Raw genomic sequence first — 18,684 nt, 5'->3', positions numbered from 1 at the left:
GATGGATACACTGACCAACAAAGAGAAATCCGTGTCGGCGAGCCTGACGCAATCCGCACGCAATGCAGATTCACGGCAGGCCGCCATTGAGCAAGCTTGCCACCGCGCCTGCCAGGCGATTGCACCGGCATGGCCACTGGATCGCGCCATCGCTGTCAATCCTCATTGGGCGCGTATTGGCATGCCGGTGCGCAGGGTGGCCGCGCGCATGGCTGCGCTCGGCGGTATTCAGGTTTTCCCACCGCGCGATCGGCAGATGCAGGCCTGGCGTGAGGGGCGTATTAGCGTTGCTGATCTCACCCAGGCGCTGCACCAGCTACCTGAGGCGCAAGCGGCCGGCCTGACGGTTGAACAGTGCACGCAGGCGCTGCAAGCAGGTAGCCTGCAAGTACAGTTACCGCTGCTGATCGATGTGCTCGACAACGATCCCCATCGCCACAAAAGGTTATCCTGGCGGCAAGCCATCACGCATCAGGTTAGCCAAACCTGTGCGGCTTATTTCGACGAACACCAGGCGAGCTGGCAGCCCGAGCGTCATCAGGGCTTATATGCCTTCTGGCTCGACACGCTGAAGCACGACCATGGCATTGGTCTGTTAATGGGCTTACCGAACATCAGGCAGGCTATCAGGACGTTACCGGATAACGCCGTGGACGCTGGAGGCTGGGTCATTGAGCGGCTTGGCCTGCCTGAAACCGTGTGGGCAGATTATCTGGAGTCGGTGCTGCTTACCGTTAATGGCTGGGCCTCCTGGTGCGCGTATCTCGGCTGGCAGGCGGGGTTGGCGGGCGGTAAGGATGCGCACCTGCGTGAGTTACTGGCTATTCGTCTGGCCTGGGGCATCATCCTTTTAGAATGCAAAGATGATGCCGCCACCCGGCAAGCATTTGCTTCCCTTCAGCAGGCCTGGGCTCAGGCTCCTCACGTGCTGGAGGAGACCGAATACGCGCTGCGGGTTGACGAAGTGTGGCAGCTGGCGCTGGAGATTGGCTATCAGCGTGAGTTGGCGCATCGGCTGGCCACGGCTAAGGGGCAGGATGTGGACGCTGAGGCGATCGAAGTCCAGGCCGCTTTCTGCATTGATGTTCGCAGTGAACCGTTGCGCCGCGCCCTGGAGGCCGCGAGTCCTGGCGTTCAGACGCTCGGCTGTGCGGGGTTCTTCGGCCTTCCGGTTGCGTACACGCCTCTTGCTACCCAAGCCCGGCGCCCCCAGTTACCCGGCTTACTTGCGCCTTCCATCGACGTCAACGACCGAATTGTGAGCGCGAATTCGACGCCATCCCGGGCCGATACAGCGCTGCAAAACGCAGCCAGCAGATCGCGTCAGGCCCGATTTGCCATGGCCGATCAGTGGAATGCCGTTAGCCACTGGCCCGGTGCCGCCTTCTCCTTTGTGGAAGCGGTCGGACTGAGCTACTCCGTCAAGCTGGTGAAGGGGTTACTGCCGGGCAAAAAAGCACGTGCCAGGGACGATCTGGCTGGCCTGTCTGCGCGTTACCGCGCGATCTGCCGTCCACAGTTGGTTGGGCTGAATACAGAGGCTAAAGTTAAGCTGGCGGCGGGAGTTCTTCATGCCATGGGCCTGGCGCAACGTCTGGCTCCGACAGTGCTCCTTGTCGGTCATGGCAGCCAGTCAGCTAACAATGCTCACGCAGCGGCACTGGACTGTGGTGCCTGCTGTGGCCAGACCGGCGAAGTGAATGCGCGCAGCCTGGCCCAGTTGCTCAATGAACCGGCGGTTCGCCAGGGGCTGAAGTTACAAGGCGTGGACGTTCCTGATTCAACGGCGTTCGTGGCTGCGCTGCACAACACGACCACCGATGAAATCGAGTGGTTCGATCTCGACCTGCTGCCCCAGGCGGCGCGTGCACGCTGTGAGAGGATACAACCGATTTTTCATCAAGCCTGCGATCAGGTACGCCGTGAGCGAGCGCCCGGCCTGCAACTGGACCCGCAAGCACGTGAGGATGTGTTACTGGGTCAGTTACGCCGTCGCGCTAACGACGGCGCGCAAACCCGACCTGAATGGGGACTCGCTGGCAACGCTGCCTTTCTGATCGCGTCGCGTCACCGTAGCCGCGGCGCAGTACTGGGCGGGCGCAGTTTTCTGCATGATTACGACGCCAGTCAGGATGTTGACGGTAGCCTGCTGGAGGGCTTAATGACCGCTCCGATGCTGGTTACACACTGGATCAACTGGCAGTATCACGCATCCACTTGCGATCCGCAGCGACTGGGCAGCGGCAACAAGGTGCTGCATAACGTGGTGGGTGGACGCATCGGCGTCTTTGAGGGCAACGGCGGCGATCTGCGCATCGGCTTGTCACGCCAGTCGCTCCACGACGGCGAGCGCTGGATGCACGAGCCGCTGCGACTGACAGTGGTTATCGACGCACCGCAAACGGCCATTGAAGCGGTAATCGGAAAGCATGAGGTCATCCGGCAACTGCTGGATAACGGCTGGCTCCATCTGTGGCGCTTTGAGGCGGCAGGTTTGGCGCGCTATGCGCGCGGATGCTGGCTCGCGTTGGACCTGTAGCGTACCTGAGGTCGTATTCGCCCCGAGCCGTTTGCTGGAAATCGAGCGGCTGCCTGTTCAGGGCAGCCTCTGCAAACGGCTGTTACCGCCCCTGAAGATAACGGATGCCGTGCCGGTACACATCTTCAGCCACTGCCGATGTACGGGGGATGACAAACGGCCCCAATGCTCTGTCGTGTTTGAGACGCGCAATCCAGGCTTGCTGACCTTCTGCCCCAGATAGGAATTTTACCGAAAAATACAGGCTGCTGGATTAAGTCGCCCGGCAGAGATCAACCGCGCCCTGCAACGCTGCGTGAGTGCGGGATAATCAGCATCAGGAGGCGTAATTTCTGTGGATGTCGTAGATATCACCGCATCGGCGATCACTTCGCACCAGGCGCAACGCCTGCGCCGCACGACATCAGCTTAAGAATGCGCGCGGGATCGTGTTCGCTGCGCGCGAGGAGGATACATCCACCGTTTTCCTGATGCGGATAGCGGTTTTGTTGGCGTCTTCACTGACGCATTAACAGGGAGCAGGGCGGTATGACCGCACAAATTACACATTTACAAATTTAAATGTGTAAATATAATGTTGTCTTTCTTTCTTCTCACAGGATAATTGTTATGTCGTCTCTCTTCGCGCCCCTGACGCTGGGTAATCTCAGCTTGCGTAACCGTATTGCGCTCCCACCGCTAACCCGTTGCCGCAGTGAGCAGCCGGGCAACGTACCCGGCACGATGATGGTGGACTACTATCGCCAGCGTGCCAGTGCGGGATTTATGGTAACCGAAGGGACGCAAATTGAGCCACGCGGACAGGGATATGCCTGGACACCTGGCATTCACAGCGAAGCACAAATCGCGGGTTGGCGAAAAGTAACCGACGCCGTTCATGCAGAAGGTGGGATCCTCTTTTGCCAGCTCTGGCACGTTGGTCGCGTATCGCACAATGAACTGCAGCCCGGAAAGCAGCCACCTGTTGCACCTTCAGCCGTTGCCGCCAGCGGCGTACGGGTGTTTATCGAAACCGGGCCTGGTGCCGGTATTCTGACGGAACCCAGCATGCCGCGCGAGTTAACCACATCGGAAGTGAAAGCGATTGTGGCGATGTACCGTACGGCGGCGGAGAATGCCAAAAAAGCGGGCTTTGACGGTATCGAACTGCATGCCGCCAATGGTTATCTGATCAATCAGTTTATTTCTGAACATACTAACTTCCGCACCGATGAATATGGCGGTTCGCTTGATAACCGCCTGCGCTTCCTGCGTGAAGTCACCGAGGCCGTGAGTTCGGTGTTTGGCAGTCATCGTGTCGGCGTGCGTTTCGCGCCTCTGTTCTCAAGCACAGAGGAAGAGCGCGTTTATCTGGGGCTGGTGGAGAGCGATCCGCAGGCTACCTACCTCCGTGCGGCCCAGATGCTGAACGCGCTCGAAACGGGATATCTCTCCATCGCCGAAGCTGACTGGGACAACAGCCCGGATATGCCTGAAGATTTTCGCAAAGCGCTTCGCGAAGCCTTCCGTTCGCCCATTATGTATTCGGGCCGTTACACCAAAGAAAAAGCCGAGCGCATGCTGGAAAAGGGATGGGGAGATCTGTTTGGCTTCGGGCGCACGTTTATCGCTAACCCCGATTTACCGGCGCGTTTCAAAATGGGTTATCCGCTGAACGACGTCGATAGCGCCTCACTGTATGGTGGAAGCCAGAAAGGCTATACTGACTATCCTTTTTATTCTGCTTGAGGTTTGAAGACGGCATGACACCCGAAAATGCCATTAAATTACTGGCCAACCCGACACGGGTTGCGGTGCTCAAATGGCTTAAAAGCCCTGACGAAGCCTTTGCTGATTATTCTCAGCTCTATCCCTTCGATCAGTACGGTGTCTGTGCCAGTCATATTCAGGACAAAGCGGGCCTTTCACAGCCCGCTACCTCACTGTGTCTTAAAGCGCTGCATGATGCCGGTCTGCTTGAGGCCAGTAAGGTAGGCAAATGGACCTACTATCGCCGACGCGAACAGGCGGTATGCGAGATGAATGAGGCGATTATCAGGTCTCTCCAGCAGCTGTAGGCGGCTTCTCAAAGAGGAATGCCCCTCTTAAAACCGTGCGTCAGACATTAAAATCACCCGCTTATGCGCACCTTCGCTTGCGGCGCAACGCTCACAGACTCGTGGAGAAACGTTCACAAAGCGCCCACAGTGGACTGGATGAATGCCGGAAGAGCAGGGGATACAGTCCGTTAACGTTTAATGTATGGTCAGATAAAACGTTAACCGTACCGCGATATTGCCTGTCGCTTTCAGGCCGCGTCCGGGCAGGGCAGGTTGAGAACCATCACCGTAACAGATTCACCTGCTACGAGACGTTGTTCACGTTCTTTCCAGCCTAAATTCCGGTAAAGCGCCTGCTTGTCAGGCGTATAGAGCCAGAGTTCAGGAATATTTCTTTCAGTAGCTAATTCAACGATGCGTTTTATTAATGCAGAGCCTATCCCCTTGCCACGATGAGTAGAATGGGGAATCACTTCGCCTGACCAGTAGATGCGCTCAAGGTTATCTCCAGGTTCATAACATATAAGGCGACCAGCTCCCAGCAAACTAACATAATACGATGTAAGTAAGTTACGCTCCAGGCACGGAGGGGACCGCCTAAAGCGTCGCGAGGTCCGCTATGAGCGAGGAGCGGACATAGTGTAAGTTTATACTCATAAAGCTATTAGTAAATTTATACGCTAATTACTAACTTGAATGAATGCGAATTCAAAGAGTGTCAAGATGAAGAAAGAACCCAAGTGTCTATTCGCAAAAGTTCGACAACCTTGTGATTATCGTCCAAACGTAACGGCTATCGTGCTGTTTGGATTAAAGGTCATGGGAGATGATGAAACGGTTTATCTTGAGATCCGCTTTATCGATTACGACAGCTTGCAGGTTGAGGGCGACCATATGATGTTTTCACTGGAAGAGGCCCTTAAGTTTGCTCTTATTGATTATGGTATTGAGGAGTTGGACTGGCGCGAAATGAGCCAGCAGGAAATAAATCGGATTGAATGGTAGCCAGTGACCTGCTCCCCATAAATTAACATATCTCAATATTATCAATGTCGGCCTTTGGCACAGAGCGGACAGGCTGACTGAGCTTGAGGTCCGCTATGAGCGAGGAGCGGACATTGTATTTATGAATGACTTTTACATTGCCAAATAATTTATGATTACTTGCCGCTTTTTTCTGGTTAATCACGAACACTTTCATAATCATTAAGTATTTGCATCAACAGTGTTCTTGGTATGTTTTTTGTGGATATTCTGAAACCGGTGCTCAGGCGCGAGGCAATCATAGCGGAAGTAACTTTATTATCATCGTAGGCGATGGTCATATGCTTTCCGATATTCTGCCGGGTCATGTCCGACAACTTTTTGCCACATTCATCGGAAAATCTAAAGATTAAATTCTCTGCACCTGTCTCATCCTTCTCTACATAATCAATTGACTTTACACATCCAGAGTCAAAAGAAGTTTTCTCATTCCCGACCGAAAAAACCAAATTCCCTTTTGCTGCAGTCGATGTCAATGGCACAAGCACCGCGAGTAACAACACCCCAAACTTGATTTGCATCTTCTTCTCCTTTTGTTTGTTGGTTAACCAGCTTCCCATAAATTAACATATCTCAACGTTATCAACGTCCGCATTTGGCACAGAGCGGGCATTGGTCATGCTGTGTCAAATAACGGGGAGCAGGTCAGCCATCGCCGGCACGTCCTTGTGTCTCTGATTACTACTACTCTGGCGTTCTGAGAATATTCACTATAAAGGGTGTTCCCGTGTATCCAGGCGTAGCTGAAAAAACGTTAGATCCAGCCAGCGGCCAAACTTTGTACCCACCTCTGACATTTTGCCAACCTCTGTGAAGCCGAGCTTTTTGTGAAGCGATATGGATGCGACGTTTTCAGATTCAATGCCAGCTACCATGACATGTTTACCCTGAACGGCAGCCCGCCTGATCAGTTCCTCCATCAGAGCTTTACCTGCTCCACGTCCCCGGGCTCTTTTGTGCACATATACGGAATGCTCAACGGTGTGGCGATAACCGTCCCACGGACGCCAGTCACCATATGAGGCATATCCCAGTACGGAATCGTCCACGTCAACAAAGACAATGACGGGAAATCCTGCCTCACAGCGGTCTCTCATCCACTTTATTCGATTAAGAAAATCGACCTTGTTGTCATTCCAGATAGCCGTGGTATTGAGCACTGCGTCATTATAAATCTCAGCAATGGTTTCAGCATCGCGTTCTGTTGCAGTACGAATTTGCATAGTAGACACCCCGCCTTTCATTTACTAAAGTAGACTAACCGTACACTATCTTATTTATCTATTATGCTAGATGATTTGTCCAGTAAAGAAGATGACTTAAACGTTCGTATTGGCCTGAAGGTGAAGTTTGAAAGAGAAAGACGGGGCTGGTCCCTGACCGATTTTGCCGAAAATTCAGGTGTATCACGGGCGATGATTCATAAAATCGAGCGTGGTGAAAGCAGCCCGACAGCAACCCTGCTTGCGAGACTTTCTGGCGCTTTCGATATGTCTATGTCCCAGCTGCTTGCTGAAACGGAAGCTCGCACCGGTATGCTTGTCAGATATGAAGATCAGGCCGTATGGCAGGACCCTGAAACAGGCTACATTCGTCGCCATGCTTCACCGGGTCAGATACCTGTAGACCTGGTCAGCATTGAGCTTCCTGCAAATACTGCCGTGCCTATGCCAGCTATCTCGTATCTTTCACGACGTCAGCTCATCTGGGTCATTGAGGGTAAGCTGACATTTATTGAGGGCAGCACAACATTTGAGATGTCACCGGGTGATTGTCTTGAGCTGGGCGATCCTGCTGACTGTATCTTCAAAAATGATACCGGTGACCTTTGCCGCTATGCCGTAGTAGTTCTCAAGCCATCCTGATTACGTGCATATTAACTAATTATTTAAGAGTTAACGGAAAGTTACTCAGGCGAAGATTCTCCTGCGTGACTGCATTTTTTACAGGTCAATCTTATAACCGTTCAGGTGATAGTCAGGTCTTTTCCTGGCACCTAAAAGTTAGGTTCAGGCGATGTCCGCTTCTGGCACAAAGCGGGCATCATTTTCAGCAAGAAAAGTAAAAAGCGAAAGCCAGATTAACGCTCTTCCGATAGTCGGCCTGTGGCAGCAAGAGTCGCACGTCATTAGGGTGATTAATTGATCGGAAGCGGTGGGCCCGGAAAGAGGGTTAGCATTGTACTGACCATCGGTTGTCTCTCCGCGCCACTGAATAAAGCACGACCAAAACAGCCGTGCCTTATCAGGCTAAAGGAAAAGGGCTATTGCAGCTTAATGCCTTTCGTTTCGGGTGCCATCCACACCACAACCATCGCGGCGATAAAGGCCACAACGGTAGTCGCCAGCCCTGCGGTAAATCCTCCTATGCTGGCAACATAGCCAATGAGTAGCGGCGCAATAAACCCACCTAAGCGACCGCCGTTATAAGCCAGACCCATTAAAAAGCCGCGTGACTGTGTGTCGCCAATCATTTCGGCAAGGAACGGCCCGGAGCCGGCAAAGATGCCGTTTACACCAAACCCCGCCATAAAGATGGCGGCCATCAGAATCAATGGCTGAGTTGTCGCCAGATACAGGCCGACTGCCACAGCGCCGATAAACAGGTAGATCAAAAACATGGGTCTGCGTCCCCATTTATCTGCCAGGAGTGAAAACACAAGGAAGCCGGCAATCGCACCTGCTTGTAAGGCCAGTACAAATTTCAGGCTGTGCAGGAAATCAAGATGCTTCACTTCACGAAGATAGGTGGGCGTCCAGGTGAAAACCCCCCAGAACAGATACTGAATGAAAAAGATAAAGGTAAAGGCCAGTAAGAGTCCTTTGAGGTTTGTTTTGCCCGACCGCCCCGTTTGGGTCGGTCTGTGAATCCGTTCCCGCTGGCGTGCCAGCCACACTGGCGATTCAGGCGTGATATACGCAATGACCATCATGATAAAAACCGGCAAGGCGCCAATCATGAAAAAGGTATCGCCAACCGCCGTTTTCCAGTTTGCCTGTCATCGCCGTGACCAGTGCCGTCAGCCCAATCGCTAAAATGGCCCCCACCGGCAGTCCCATTTGCATCAGTGCACCACCTCGGGCACGGCGTTCAGGACGCCATGTTTCGGCGATGAGTGCTGCGCCAGAGGTCCACATCCCACCCATTCCCAGTGCCCCGCAAAATCGCAACAAAACAAAGGTTTGTTGATGATGAGAAAAGGCCAGGAGTCCTGAGAAAAGCGAATAGATCGTAATACAAATGAAAGCGGTTCTGACTCGTCCGATTTTGTCGGCGACCATCCCGAACAGAATGCCGCCAATGATCTGTCCGCCAGCCGTGGTGCTGATAAACAGACCCAGTTCAGTTTTGCTGACAGCAAACACCACGCCAAGCACAGGCAATAAAAGCGATAGCAAAAATGAGTCATAGCTTTCAAAAGCCCACCCGAGCCCACCCAGCGCGAGCGTTCGTTTTTCTGCCGATGTTTGAGAGAGTGTCAGGTTGGCTTCATTCTGTTCCAGTGGATGAGCCTCATGCGGTCTTGATTTGATATTCATCAGCATTCTCCAGTGAAGATAAGCGATAGCTTAACGCTGCGGTGCGCCAGAAAAGATGTGCTTTTTCCTCGACGGACGCGTGCTCCGCCAACCGTTTGCAGGCGTTCCAGAAAACGCCATAGCTGAACATGCCTTTGTCGACCGGAAAATTGCTTGCAAACATACAGCGCCTGACGCCGAACGTTTCGACCAACGTTTCAAACAGTGGCCGCCAGGCGAGACACAGCGCCCGCGAGTCTGGCGGTGTTGCGCTTTGTGCGAAGGGAAAGCCCATGACAGTCATACCAAAGCCGCTGATCTTCATGCTCACGTTTGGCCGTTCAGCCAGAGCGGTAATGGATTTTTGCCACGCCTGAAAGGCGGTATCCCTTTTGCTGGCATAAGGCCCCGTGCCGAGCGGCCCGCCGCAGTGGTCCACAATGATATGAAGATCGGGCAACGCATCTGCCAGCGCAATAATGTCATCAAGCTGGGTGTGGTAAACCCAGACATCCAGCGAAAGTCCGTTCCGGACAAGGCAGGCTGCGCCTTTGCGAAATGCGGTAGTGGTGGCAAGGCCAGCAGGGGGGGTGACAGGGCTTGATACAACGCGAGGATCACTGTGCCAGGCAAGCGGATTACGCAGCCCTCGTAAACGTCCACCAGAGCGCGCCATCATGAGTTCAATGACGGGTTGCAGGTCATCCCCTGCCAGCAAACTGACACCACCCACTATCGCTTCGCAGCCTGATGCCTTGCCATAATGGCCACTGTCAAACATAGCGGCAGCGCCGCTCGCGAACTCAACCTCACCGACTGGCCTGAAGGTTTCTGGTCCGTCACGGCGCAGCATGGAACGGCACTGCACATAAACCGTCGACAGAACCCGGTGTCCGGACTGCTCAATATCGTGGCTGAAATCAGGAACCAGATAACGTCCTGACTGGCGATCCCATAAGTGATGATGAGCATCGACTATCGCCAGATCGGGCATCAACGCTTTTTCGTGATGCAGTGCCAGCCAGTTTTCTCTGACAGGCAAATGCGGTGCATTAACTGTCTCCATCGCTTCCCCTTATGCTTTTTAACCGCGTCTGTTCTGACGTTGCTCACAGGGCTCAGAAGCCAGGCTGAATGCAACGCAGGGTTTACAGGGTAAAACTGTGTTTTACAGAATGAATCGACTATAAAGTCATTTCCTGAGGGCAAGCCAGTAAAAAGAGAATGTTAATCGTGTAAATAAGGTGTTAATCACAAATAGGCTTTATTAACACCAAAGTTGCGTTTCAGAGGGAAAACTGTACGCATCAATCAGTAGAACATGGGCGAAAAGCGGACGTTGGCCATTCATATATCTATGATTTTTACGTTGACTTGCTTAGATGGATACCATTAATTCAGAGACTAATTGGCATGCTCTGAGGTTGCATATGTTGATTTATAACGTTTTTGGGCGGCCTTTTCGCCGCGCTGCTTCAGCGTGGCCAGCAGCTCGAAGGGATGGGGGGCCACCTGGCCTGCACCCCAATAATCACAGCAATGCTGAAATATCAATGTCTGCTCCTGGCACAAAGCGACTATGCGTAGGTGATGTCTGCGATGAGCGAGAATCGGATGTTTTACCCATAAATCATCCTGACGTTTGGGTGGGTCATAAATTGCTTAACGCTACGATAATAAAGCTGGGTTAAACATGACATCCATTCGGCGAGCGTCTGTTTTTTACGCAACGATTGCCTTTGGTGAAGGAAAAGCCATTATATCTTTTTAGGTTAAAGGATTTTCTATGCGTGATTCTGCAAGCAAATCAATCGGGCTGCTCCTGTTCCCAGCGCTTACTCAGCTTGATCTTACCGCGCCATATGAAGTTTTCGTCAGGGCACCCAATACAAAGGTTCATCTCATCTGGAAAAACCTGGACCTTGTTGTTTCCGATCGTGGTATGGCTATACAGCCAACGACCACTTTTAACACATGCCCACAACTGGATGTAATTTGTATCCCCGGAGGGCCTGGTCAGATAAACCTAATGGATGATGAAGACGTTCTTTCATTTATCCGTTTCCAAAGTGAAGAAGCAAAGCTGGTGACTTCTGTATGCACTGGTTCGCTGATTCTGGGCGCAGCAGGACTTCTGGATGGATATAAAGCAACGACGCACTGGGCTTCTCTGGACCAACTCGCTCTGTTAGGTGCGGAGCCGGTTAATGAGCGCGTCGTCCGTGACCGTAACCGTATAACCGGCGCAGGTGTCACTTCAGGTATAGATTTTGCGCTCACCGTTGTATCAGAAATGCACGGGAGCAGTATTGCTGAAAATATTCAACTGCATATGGAATATGATCCCGCACCGCCGTTTACCTGTGGCTCGCCCCGAACTGCATCTGAAGAGCAGTTAAAAAAGGCGCGGGAACAAACAGCGCCATTTATTGAAAAGAGGCGACAGGCGACGTTAAAAGCCGCAGCCAGACTACAGAAATAAGGCTTAACGAAAGAGGGGGCCCTTTTCGACTTTCACTCCCCGCGCCTGGCACAAACCGGACATGTCCATCAGGCAACGCCCGCATTAAACCGGGCAGCGGACAACGCGATCTCACGCTCTGCACGAGTGCTTGAAACCTGCCCGGCCCACGGCGCTCATGATGATAAGGCGCATTATTAAGATTATGCTCCAGCCAGATATGTTGAGGATCGGCGGATAACCGATCCTGTTGGCGCGTTATTTAAGATCCAGATCTGCAATCACACCTGCGACATCGGCAATATCTTCTTTCGACAACGGCAGCAGGGGACGAGGCAGACAGTCTGGATCGGTAAGCCCGAGTATGCCTGCTGCAGCGGCGATTACACGGATGCTTCCCCCATGTTTACGAAACAGCGCCCATAAAGGTTCCAGACGGGTAGTGAAGGCAGTCACGCGTTCATGGTCGTTAACTGCGGCGGCCTGCGTAATTTGTTTGGCGGTTTCCGGAAACAGACCACCGCAAACGGAATACCAGACTTCACAACCGGCATTTAATCCCAGCCCGGCGCTGGCGTCACCGCTGATGCCAATGGTCATGCCAGGACGAAGATGTTGTCGTAATGCATTGACCCGTTCAGCCGCACCAACGGGATTATCCGGTACGCCTGGAATTTTAACTGAGCGAATGCCCTTCAGTGACGACAGCTGCCCGTGCAGTTCATCTGTGAACGTGAAATGCGTGGTCCGTGGGTTGTCATAAACACAAACCGGGACTGAAACATGTCGGGTAACCGTCTCATAAAACGCATAAACCTCTTCATTACGCAGTGGCTGGTAGCTCATCGCCGGAAGCAGCAACGCATCAGCGCCTGCAGACTGCGCATCTTCAGCCAGTTGCAGGACGGCATCGGTGCTCATTGCACCCACGCAAACCATCATGGGGATTTGCCCGGCAATCTGACGGGCGAGCGTTGCGACGCGTTTACGCTGTTCCCTGCTCAAATAGGCATAGCTGCCGGTTGAACCCAGAATACCCAACGAATCGACACCGGCTGCCGTCAGGCGAGCCAGAATCTTAGTCAATCCCTCTTCATCGACACCACGCGCCGTGACAGGTGTTAACGGGAAAGCAGACAAACCGGTAAACATTCAGTTTCTCCAGAGCAGAGTTGAAGGCGTTATTCGCCGATGAGGGTGACGTGACACTGCAGCCGGGCCCCATTTCTTCAGGCCTTCGGTCAGCATCGTCTCCGCGTCATGAAGCTGCTCAGGTGGCATCTGAGGCAGACTTTCCAGAATAAACCACATGTGTTCAGCTTCAACGCTTAAGCGCGTTCTGGTTCCCTGCCGCCCGTTGCAGCGACGGCTGGTTAATCGACATTATCGCACCAGACGACTTTACCAGGCGAAGGATATTCCACCGTCAGACCCTTTATTTAAGGGTATCAAAGGGGTTATCGTCACTCTGCAGAACGCCATTCCGGCTTGCTTATGCTGGCTAAAGTCTGGGACAGCAGATCCTAAGGGTGATGCCTCCACTCATCACATAAGCCCTGGAATGAGCTGCTGAGCGTTATAAAATATCAACATGGATTCGGGGAGGTGAAAGGATCAGTCACACCTAATTTACTGTAGCGACAGACATTCGGATTTATTTCTGTGCTCCTCAATCTCCCTGGCAATGCGGCTTAAATGAAAATACGAACAGCGTGCTCAGACAACATTTTCCCTCAGGCACTTGTTTACCGGGTTACCGCCAGTAAAGCGTTTATGGCGTCGCCCGGCCGCTCGACGAGAGGCCGGGAAATCCGCCATACCCTGAATCACCCGCAGAGCGATTCAATTAATGTGTTGCATCCATCGGTGGAACTCGCAGAATAAAAGCCAGTCTGATTCTGGGAAACATTCATTTCAGTACGTGCATTATCAGAACCTGAGCGTAGCCGTTGCCGTAATTTGTCGCTCCGCGCCGTAAAAACACGCCGTCGTGGCGTAACAGCCTGCGACGTAGTTCTTATCAAAAAGATTGTTAACATTTAAGCCAATTGATGAACCCGGCAGATTGAACCTGCTCAGATCGTACTGGATGACGGCATTCCAGATCGTGTAGGGCTTCACTTTAAAGGAGTTAGCGTTATCACCTTCCGTCGACCCGACATAGCGACTTCCCAGCCCTAACGTCAATCCGCTTAACGCCGTTTCATGAAAAGTGTAGTTTCCCCATAATGCCGCCATATTTTTAGGGATCTCAGCTGGGCGATTACCTTCGTATGAGGTGTCTTTGGTATACTCAGCATCCGTGTAGGAATAGCTGCCGATAATATCCACATTTTCTGTCAGTGCTGCTTTCGTCTCCAGTTCTATGCCTCTGGAGCGTAACTCGCCATTTTGCACTGAATATAAAATATGCTCAGGATCTGACGTCAGATTTTTATCTTTTGTTATCTGGAACAGCGATAAGGTGGCGGAAATCAATTTACCGTCAGGTATATATTTGATTCCGGCTTCATACTGTTTGGCGCGAGATGCCCGAAACATTTTCCCTGTATAATCCGCTCCTGCTGTTGGCAGGAAGGATTCACTGTAGCTAATGAAAGGTGAAAGACCATTATCAAACAGGTAGTTCAGACCTCCTCGCCATGTAAATTCATTATCGTCCTGTTTGGAGGCGGAATTGTTATTAAGGCGATTGACGCTGTCTGCTTCAGACCAGTCATAACGACCACCCAATGTTAATAGCCAGTGATTCCATTCAGCCTGATCCTGCAAATAGAGGCCAGTCTGTTCAAGACGATCGACCTGACTCCTGTAACCGAAATATTGTACAGCGGTATTACCATACACAGGATTAACCAGGTTCAGACTGGATGCCAGACCGAGCGCCTGCCAGACATCATTCCGTGTGCGCCGGTAATCTATGCCCATAAGCAGGGTATGGTCTGTGTTACCTGTAGAAAATTTATTTTGCACCTGAGTATCCATCGCGAAGCTCGATAAATGCTCTTTGGCCGCAAGTGCACCCCGGGTTAAAAAAGAAGGATCAAACGGAGAAACACTGCTTCCATAGATGGTTCGGTAATCCATATCTACCGTTCCGTAGCGCAAGTTCTGACGCACAGTCCAGTTGTCATTAATTTGATGCTCAAAGGTATAACCGACTAACTTCTGCTTACGGGAAATTTTGTTATAACCCGGTTCCCCATCATTAAAACTTGCGGGTAATTTTCCACCCGCACCGCTGGTTACCGTGCCGTCTTTCGGTAAATAGCCAAACCATCCTATATTGGGTTCATCGAGGAAACTGCTTAAAAAAGTAAACTGAGTTTTGTCATCGGGGCGCCATGTGAATGAAGGCGCTAATGAATAACGCTTTGCTTTTTCACCCGTCTGTTGCTGGTCCTGATCGCTGGCTACACCTGTCAGGCGGTAGGTTAATTTCTCATCATCATCAACCGCGCCGCCAAAATCAAAGCCCGTCTGGAAAAGATTATGGTTGCCAGTTTTAAACTGCACTTCGCGAATGGTCTGCGGCGTGGGGCGCTTACTGACCAGCGCGATAACACCGCCAGGCTCACTCAGACCATACAGAACAGATGCAGGGCCACGCAGCAATTCAGCACGTTCAAGCATGTAAGGATCGACCTGGAAGGAAGTAAAACTGTCGGCCTGAAGTTTGAGTCCGTCCAGATAAATATTATCCGAGATCTGGCTGAACCCCCGGATATTGACTGAATTAAAGCCGCTTACCGATCCCCGACTGTCAACCATCACATCTGCAGCGTAACGAAAAGCATCTTTCAGCGTCGGTGGGTCCAGCAAATCCATCTCTTCACGCGTAACAACGGTAATGGACTGAGGCGTTTTACGGAGTGGCGTGTCAGTTTTAGTCGCTGTCGCGCTTCGCTTTGCCACCACAGAGCCTACTGGCCCCCAGGCATTTTCTTCCGGGGGAGTCTCCCCCTCGCTTGTTACAGTGAGGGTATTCTGTTTAGTCGCAGCCACGGCGCTGTCTGCTGACAGTGCAGGGAATGACAGTGAACTCATTAATGCACTAAGCATTACTGCACAAGAACGTGGAATCAGAGCTCTTCGAACTTTCATGTCTGTATGTACTCGTCTAGGTTTAATAAAATACATTTCACTGAAACGAATAAGAGCCAGGTTGCTCACGATGTTTTTTTAAACATCAGTATGCTTTTCATAACGTTAAATCGTACCCGAATGGTCGTATCCACGCCTTCCATGACTTCGTTATCAGTCAATGCCACTTACCCTGCGCTGCAGTGAATTCAGCACCTGTTGCCGCTGCAGTACGCTGACTCCTGACATTTCAATCACATAAGACTCATGTAATTAAAAATAAAAATCATTCTCATTTAACAGCGAAAATCTTTTTTCCGATAGCGAAACACAGACATAAAATTTTTCATTTCAGCCAAAAGTTGCCTGTTTTCTTTACATCAGGGTAAAGACAGATTTAACGACAGAAAACGCGGGCGCACTCGGGCAATCGTTTCGGACAATTAAGGGATGAGTGCCTGTCAGACAGGCAGTTTAAAAGGGGGGAATATTAACGTTGCTGCAGAAAAGTCGGTTCTTTTACGCACTGTCGGTAAGGTAATGGCGCTGACAGTGCGAATCTTTTTCGTCTTACGTGCTGCCGGATGATAAGCAATACCCATCCAGAATCGTTCCCCTTAGGTGCCTCAACACTGTCTTGAATTGCGACGGGAGGTATGTTCAAAAAGAAGTCAGAGATGCTGCAGGAATGTTTCTTGGCATTATGGATTGTTATTGCCCGGCGTCTTCCGTCAGCGCCCGCCTTATACCGATAGCATCGCGCAGGGGATGACCGGTTAACGCAAGGCAGCGCTGTCAGTGCAGAAAGAAGGGTAACGGCTTTACCGTCGACGAACAGAGCGTGCAATGGATGACGGATCCGGCAGTGCCTTTAATCCAAATAAATTTTGCCGGGCATAATGCCCGAAGCTCCGCCTGTTGCCTTCTCTGTTCTTTCGAAAAGGTAGCGAGCGGGCGGCTTGCCTACTGCTTTTCGAAACATGGTGATGAATCCGCTGGCGTTCTCATAGCCAAGTTCCAGCGCGACTGTCTGAACACTCTCCCCACGGGTTAGCCGTTGAAGTGAAAGGATGACATGTAACTGCCGACGCCAATGACCAAAACTCATTCCGATCTCCTGCAGCATCAGCCGGCTCATGGTTCTTTCACTCATACCGATGCGATGGGCCCATTCGCCCAAAGAGGATTTATCAGCAGGTTCGGCCAGTAGCTTTTCAGCAAGCTGTCGCAGCCTTCGATCGCGTGGCATTGGCAGATGCAAATCTTCTACTGGCGCCGCTGATAATTCATCAAGAAGGGTTGCTATCAAGCGGCTTTCCGGTCCTTCTGTCGGATAAAGCCGCGGTAACCCCGCAGCTTTAAGCAACAACTCGCGCAGGAGTGGGTTTACGGAGAGTGTACAGCAGGTTTTTGGAAGCGCGGGTATCGCCTCAGGTTCAATAAACAGACAGTAACATTCTGTATTTCCAGAACCCCGTGCTGAATGTGGCATGTTGCCCGGTATCCAGACTGCACATTGAGGTGGAACAATCCACATCCCCTCGTCGACCTCACAATTGAGCACACCACGGACTGAATAGAGCAATTGCGACTTACGATGTTGGTGTGTTTCATGTTCCCAGCCATTTGAAATCATGGATGCGCTCAGTGCAAAGATGGGGCGAGGGATACTGTCAATATCAGGCAAAGCAACAGCATTCAGAGAAGATAGCCGGGACATGTATTCAACCTTGGTTTTGAAAGCAGCATTTGGCAATTTTGAATAATATTATGACCAACATTCGCAATGCAGTCTAAAAGGGATTCAGATAATTTCATTTAACAGGGGTGGAGGTTGCCTGGTGCGTTGCGCGTCATGCTGCCGAAGCGGCCATTTTTCAGCGCTGCATCAGGAGAGCTGAAAATCTTAATCAACCGATTCACAGGATTATGACTATGCAAATTGACGATGCCGATTTTCCCGTTGTATGGATAAAAATGAATGCTCCTGGAAAGGATTCGGCTGCCCCCGCATTTAGTGAATTCGAAGCGTTACTCGCCCGCAAAACACCCTTCGTACTGCTTAGCGGTGAAGGCTTTACAGAAAGCAAACATGAGCATTCCGCCGATGAGATGAAGATGACAACCCGCTGGATGAAAGCGCATAAAAATGAATTAAAAACCTTTGTTAAAGCGTCAATCCTGATTGAACCCAACACTGTAAAAAGGGCTGCAGCCAGACCTTTCGCCATTATTTATGAAAAATTTTGGGGCTATCCTTTATTGATGGCTGCTTCTAAAGAAGAGGCTTTAGCAACCGCAAAAACATTGCTTTAGGTAAAGCAGAAAAGTATCCCATTAAAAGAGACCACGACGACAACATCGCTATCAAAGCAGGGGCTGGCTAGGGCTCCCCGGACTGCTGCTTACTGACATACCTCGACCATTGTCAGTAAACAGCGTTATCCGGTACGTTTATCCGGTACACGCGCCCCTGGAAGCCGGCATCGCCAGTTGGGCAAACTTCGCAAGCACACCTCTTGTGTAACGTGGCGCTGGTGGGCTCCAGCGGTTTCTTCTTTCCTGCAGTAGCGCCTCATCGATATTCAGTTGCAGCAGTTGCCGATGGGCATCAATAGTGATGGCGTCGCCTTCCTCCACCAAGGCAAGGGTTCTGTCTATAAAAGCTTCCGGTGCGATATGACCGACCCCCATTCCCCAGGTGCCACCAGAGAAGCGGCCGTCAGTGATCAGGCCAACGCTCTCTCCCAATCCTTTGCCCACCAGGGCCGCTGTCGGAGAGAGCATTTCGGGCTTCCCCGGCCTCCCTTTGGGTCCTAAATATCCCAGCACCAGCACATCACCAGGCTGTATCCGATCCTCAAGGATCGCCTGCTTTGCGCTGGCTTCATCGTCGAATACGCGTGCCGGACCGGTGATAGCGGGCATCTTCAGGCCGCTGATTTTTGCGACCTCCCCGTCAGGGGCCAGATTACCCTTAAGTATTGCCAGGTGGCCTTC

Annotated in this window: 15 protein-coding genes and 2 pseudogenes; 8 read left to right on the top strand and 9 right to left on the bottom strand. The window is 51.7% G+C overall.

Annotated elements, in window-relative coordinates:
* Position 1: 1 nt before the first annotated feature.
* From NXS97_RS04705 to NXS97_RS04695, 3 genes are all read left to right on the top strand, one after another.
* Positions 2–2,539 (top strand): YbcC family protein, encoded by a 2,538-nt coding sequence (locus tag NXS97_RS04705; RefSeq protein ID WP_116219669.1) that lies wholly within the window; start codon positions 2–4, stop codon positions 2,537–2,539.
* A 609-nt stretch (positions 2,540–3,148) separates the two neighbouring features.
* Positions 3,149–4,267, top strand: coding sequence for an alkene reductase (locus NXS97_RS04700; protein WP_116219670.1), 1,119 nt, complete (start codon positions 3,149–3,151; stop codon positions 4,265–4,267).
* A 14-nt stretch (positions 4,268–4,281) separates the two neighbouring features.
* Positions 4,282–4,596 (top strand): helix-turn-helix transcriptional regulator, encoded by a 315-nt coding sequence (locus NXS97_RS04695; protein ID WP_259231739.1) that lies wholly within the window; start codon positions 4,282–4,284, stop codon positions 4,594–4,596.
* 230 nt (positions 4,597–4,826) lie between these two features.
* Here the strand turns inward: NXS97_RS04695 and NXS97_RS04690 are convergent, their stop codons facing one another.
* On the bottom strand, positions 4,827–5,123 hold the full coding sequence (locus NXS97_RS04690; protein ID WP_246874089.1) for an N-acetyltransferase: 297 nt from the start codon (positions 5,121–5,123) through the stop codon (positions 4,827–4,829).
* A gap of 178 nt (positions 5,124–5,301) precedes the next feature.
* Between NXS97_RS04690 and NXS97_RS04685 the strand changes: the two genes are divergently transcribed.
* Positions 5,302–5,583, top strand: a complete 282-nt coding sequence (locus tag NXS97_RS04685) for a hypothetical protein (RefSeq protein ID WP_234033896.1) — start codon at positions 5,302–5,304, stop codon at positions 5,581–5,583.
* A gap of 176 nt (positions 5,584–5,759) precedes the next feature.
* Here the strand turns inward: NXS97_RS04685 and NXS97_RS04680 are convergent, their stop codons facing one another.
* Together NXS97_RS04680 and NXS97_RS04675 are read right to left on the bottom strand one after the other, a co-directional pair.
* Positions 5,760–6,143 (bottom strand): SecDF P1 head subdomain-containing protein, encoded by a 384-nt coding sequence (locus NXS97_RS04680; protein ID WP_064373599.1) that lies wholly within the window; start codon positions 6,141–6,143, stop codon positions 5,760–5,762.
* Positions 6,144–6,332: 189 nt separating this feature from the next.
* Positions 6,333–6,845 (bottom strand): GNAT family N-acetyltransferase, encoded by a 513-nt coding sequence (locus NXS97_RS04675; protein ID WP_116219671.1) that lies wholly within the window; start codon positions 6,843–6,845, stop codon positions 6,333–6,335.
* Positions 6,846–6,908: 63 nt separating this feature from the next.
* Between NXS97_RS04675 and NXS97_RS04670 the strand changes: the two genes are divergently transcribed.
* A complete protein-coding gene (locus tag NXS97_RS04670) occupies positions 6,909–7,487 on the top strand; it encodes an XRE family transcriptional regulator (RefSeq protein ID WP_031283916.1) in 579 nt (192 codons plus the stop codon).
* A gap of 398 nt (positions 7,488–7,885) precedes the next feature.
* Here the strand turns inward: NXS97_RS04670 and NXS97_RS23245 are convergent.
* A pseudogene (locus tag NXS97_RS23245) lies at positions 7,886–9,161 on the bottom strand (MFS transporter).
* A complete protein-coding gene (locus NXS97_RS04655; RefSeq protein WP_105087506.1) occupies positions 9,136–10,206 on the bottom strand; it encodes an amidohydrolase in 1,071 nt (356 codons plus the stop codon). Before NXS97_RS04655 ends, NXS97_RS23245 begins: the two are co-directional and overlap by 26 nt.
* Before the next feature lie 720 nt (positions 10,207–10,926).
* On the opposite strand from NXS97_RS04655, the gene NXS97_RS04650 reads away from it, so the two are divergent.
* On the top strand, positions 10,927–11,622 hold the full coding sequence (locus tag NXS97_RS04650; protein WP_013025465.1) for a DJ-1/PfpI family protein: 696 nt from the start codon (positions 10,927–10,929) through the stop codon (positions 11,620–11,622).
* A gap of 237 nt (positions 11,623–11,859) precedes the next feature.
* Here NXS97_RS04650 and NXS97_RS04645 read toward each other — a convergent pair whose 3' ends face one another.
* Complete coding sequence (locus NXS97_RS04645) at positions 11,860–12,753, bottom strand: dihydrodipicolinate synthase family protein (protein ID WP_019105372.1); 894 nt, start codon at positions 12,751–12,753, stop codon at positions 11,860–11,862.
* A gap of 416 nt (positions 12,754–13,169) precedes the next feature.
* On the opposite strand from NXS97_RS04645, the pseudogene NXS97_RS23295 reads away from it, so the two are divergent.
* Positions 13,170–13,451, top strand: a pseudogene (locus tag NXS97_RS23295) (IS30 family transposase); the annotation flags it as partial.
* A 79-nt stretch (positions 13,452–13,530) separates the two neighbouring features.
* Here the strand turns inward: NXS97_RS23295 and fhuA are convergent.
* Together fhuA and NXS97_RS04630 are read right to left on the bottom strand one after the other, a co-directional pair.
* The gene (gene fhuA / locus NXS97_RS04635) at positions 13,531–15,705 is read right to left on the bottom strand and encodes a ferrichrome porin FhuA (RefSeq protein ID WP_116219672.1); all 2,175 of its coding nucleotides are present in this window, start codon (positions 15,703–15,705) and stop codon (positions 13,531–13,533) included.
* 850 nt (positions 15,706–16,555) lie between these two features.
* Positions 16,556–17,404: a helix-turn-helix domain-containing protein gene (locus tag NXS97_RS04630; RefSeq protein WP_014593501.1), complete on the bottom strand. Its 849-nt coding sequence runs from the start codon at positions 17,402–17,404 to the stop codon at positions 16,556–16,558.
* 215 nt (positions 17,405–17,619) lie between these two features.
* Here NXS97_RS04630 and NXS97_RS04625 point away from each other — a divergent pair, with 215 nt between their 5' ends.
* Positions 17,620–18,000: a hypothetical protein gene (locus NXS97_RS04625; protein WP_019105370.1), complete on the top strand. Its 381-nt coding sequence runs from the start codon at positions 17,620–17,622 to the stop codon at positions 17,998–18,000.
* Between the two features lie 138 nt (positions 18,001–18,138).
* On the opposite strand, the gene NXS97_RS04620 is transcribed toward NXS97_RS04625, so the two are convergent.
* The gene (locus NXS97_RS04620; RefSeq protein ID WP_202631277.1) at positions 18,139–18,675 is read right to left on the bottom strand and encodes a dihydroxy-acid dehydratase; all 537 of its coding nucleotides are present in this window, start codon (positions 18,673–18,675) and stop codon (positions 18,139–18,141) included.
* Positions 18,676–18,684: the final 9 nt, after the last annotated feature.

It is taken from the genome of Pantoea sp. B623, assembly GCF_024814475.1.
Taxonomy (GTDB): Bacteria; Pseudomonadota; Gammaproteobacteria; order Enterobacterales; family Enterobacteriaceae; genus Pantoea; species Pantoea ananatis.
The sequence above is the reverse complement of the archived record's forward strand: the minus strand, read 5'-3'. Positions and strand labels throughout refer to the sequence as shown.

What these genes read in the sequence shown, in the direction of transcription:
- NXS97_RS04630 (WP_014593501.1), bottom strand. Translation starts at nt 17,404, where the DNA reads ATGTCCCGGCTATCTTCTCTGAATGCTGTTGCTTTGCCTGATATTGAC.
- NXS97_RS04650 (WP_013025465.1), top strand. Translation starts at nt 10,927, where the DNA reads ATGCGTGATTCTGCAAGCAAATCAATCGGGCTGCTCCTGTTCCCAGCG.
- NXS97_RS04695 (WP_259231739.1), top strand. Translation starts at nt 4,282, where the DNA reads ATGACACCCGAAAATGCCATTAAATTACTGGCCAACCCGACACGGGTT.
- NXS97_RS04625 (WP_019105370.1), top strand. Translation starts at nt 17,620, where the DNA reads ATGCAAATTGACGATGCCGATTTTCCCGTTGTATGGATAAAAATGAAT.
- NXS97_RS04675 (WP_116219671.1), bottom strand. Translation starts at nt 6,845, where the DNA reads ATGCAAATTCGTACTGCAACAGAACGCGATGCTGAAACCATTGCTGAG.
- NXS97_RS04670 (WP_031283916.1), top strand. Translation starts at nt 6,909, where the DNA reads ATGCTAGATGATTTGTCCAGTAAAGAAGATGACTTAAACGTTCGTATT.
- NXS97_RS04655 (WP_105087506.1), bottom strand. Translation starts at nt 10,206, where the DNA reads ATGGAGACAGTTAATGCACCGCATTTGCCTGTCAGAGAAAACTGGCTG.
- NXS97_RS04685 (WP_234033896.1), top strand. Translation starts at nt 5,302, where the DNA reads ATGAAGAAAGAACCCAAGTGTCTATTCGCAAAAGTTCGACAACCTTGT.
- fhuA (WP_116219672.1), bottom strand. Translation starts at nt 15,705, where the DNA reads ATGAAAGTTCGAAGAGCTCTGATTCCACGTTCTTGTGCAGTAATGCTT.
- NXS97_RS04705 (WP_116219669.1), top strand. Translation starts at nt 2, where the DNA reads ATGGATACACTGACCAACAAAGAGAAATCCGTGTCGGCGAGCCTGACG.
- NXS97_RS04645 (WP_019105372.1), bottom strand. Translation starts at nt 12,753, where the DNA reads ATGTTTACCGGTTTGTCTGCTTTCCCGTTAACACCTGTCACGGCGCGT.
- NXS97_RS04700 (WP_116219670.1), top strand. Translation starts at nt 3,149, where the DNA reads ATGTCGTCTCTCTTCGCGCCCCTGACGCTGGGTAATCTCAGCTTGCGT.
- NXS97_RS04680 (WP_064373599.1), bottom strand. Translation starts at nt 6,143, where the DNA reads ATGCAAATCAAGTTTGGGGTGTTGTTACTCGCGGTGCTTGTGCCATTG.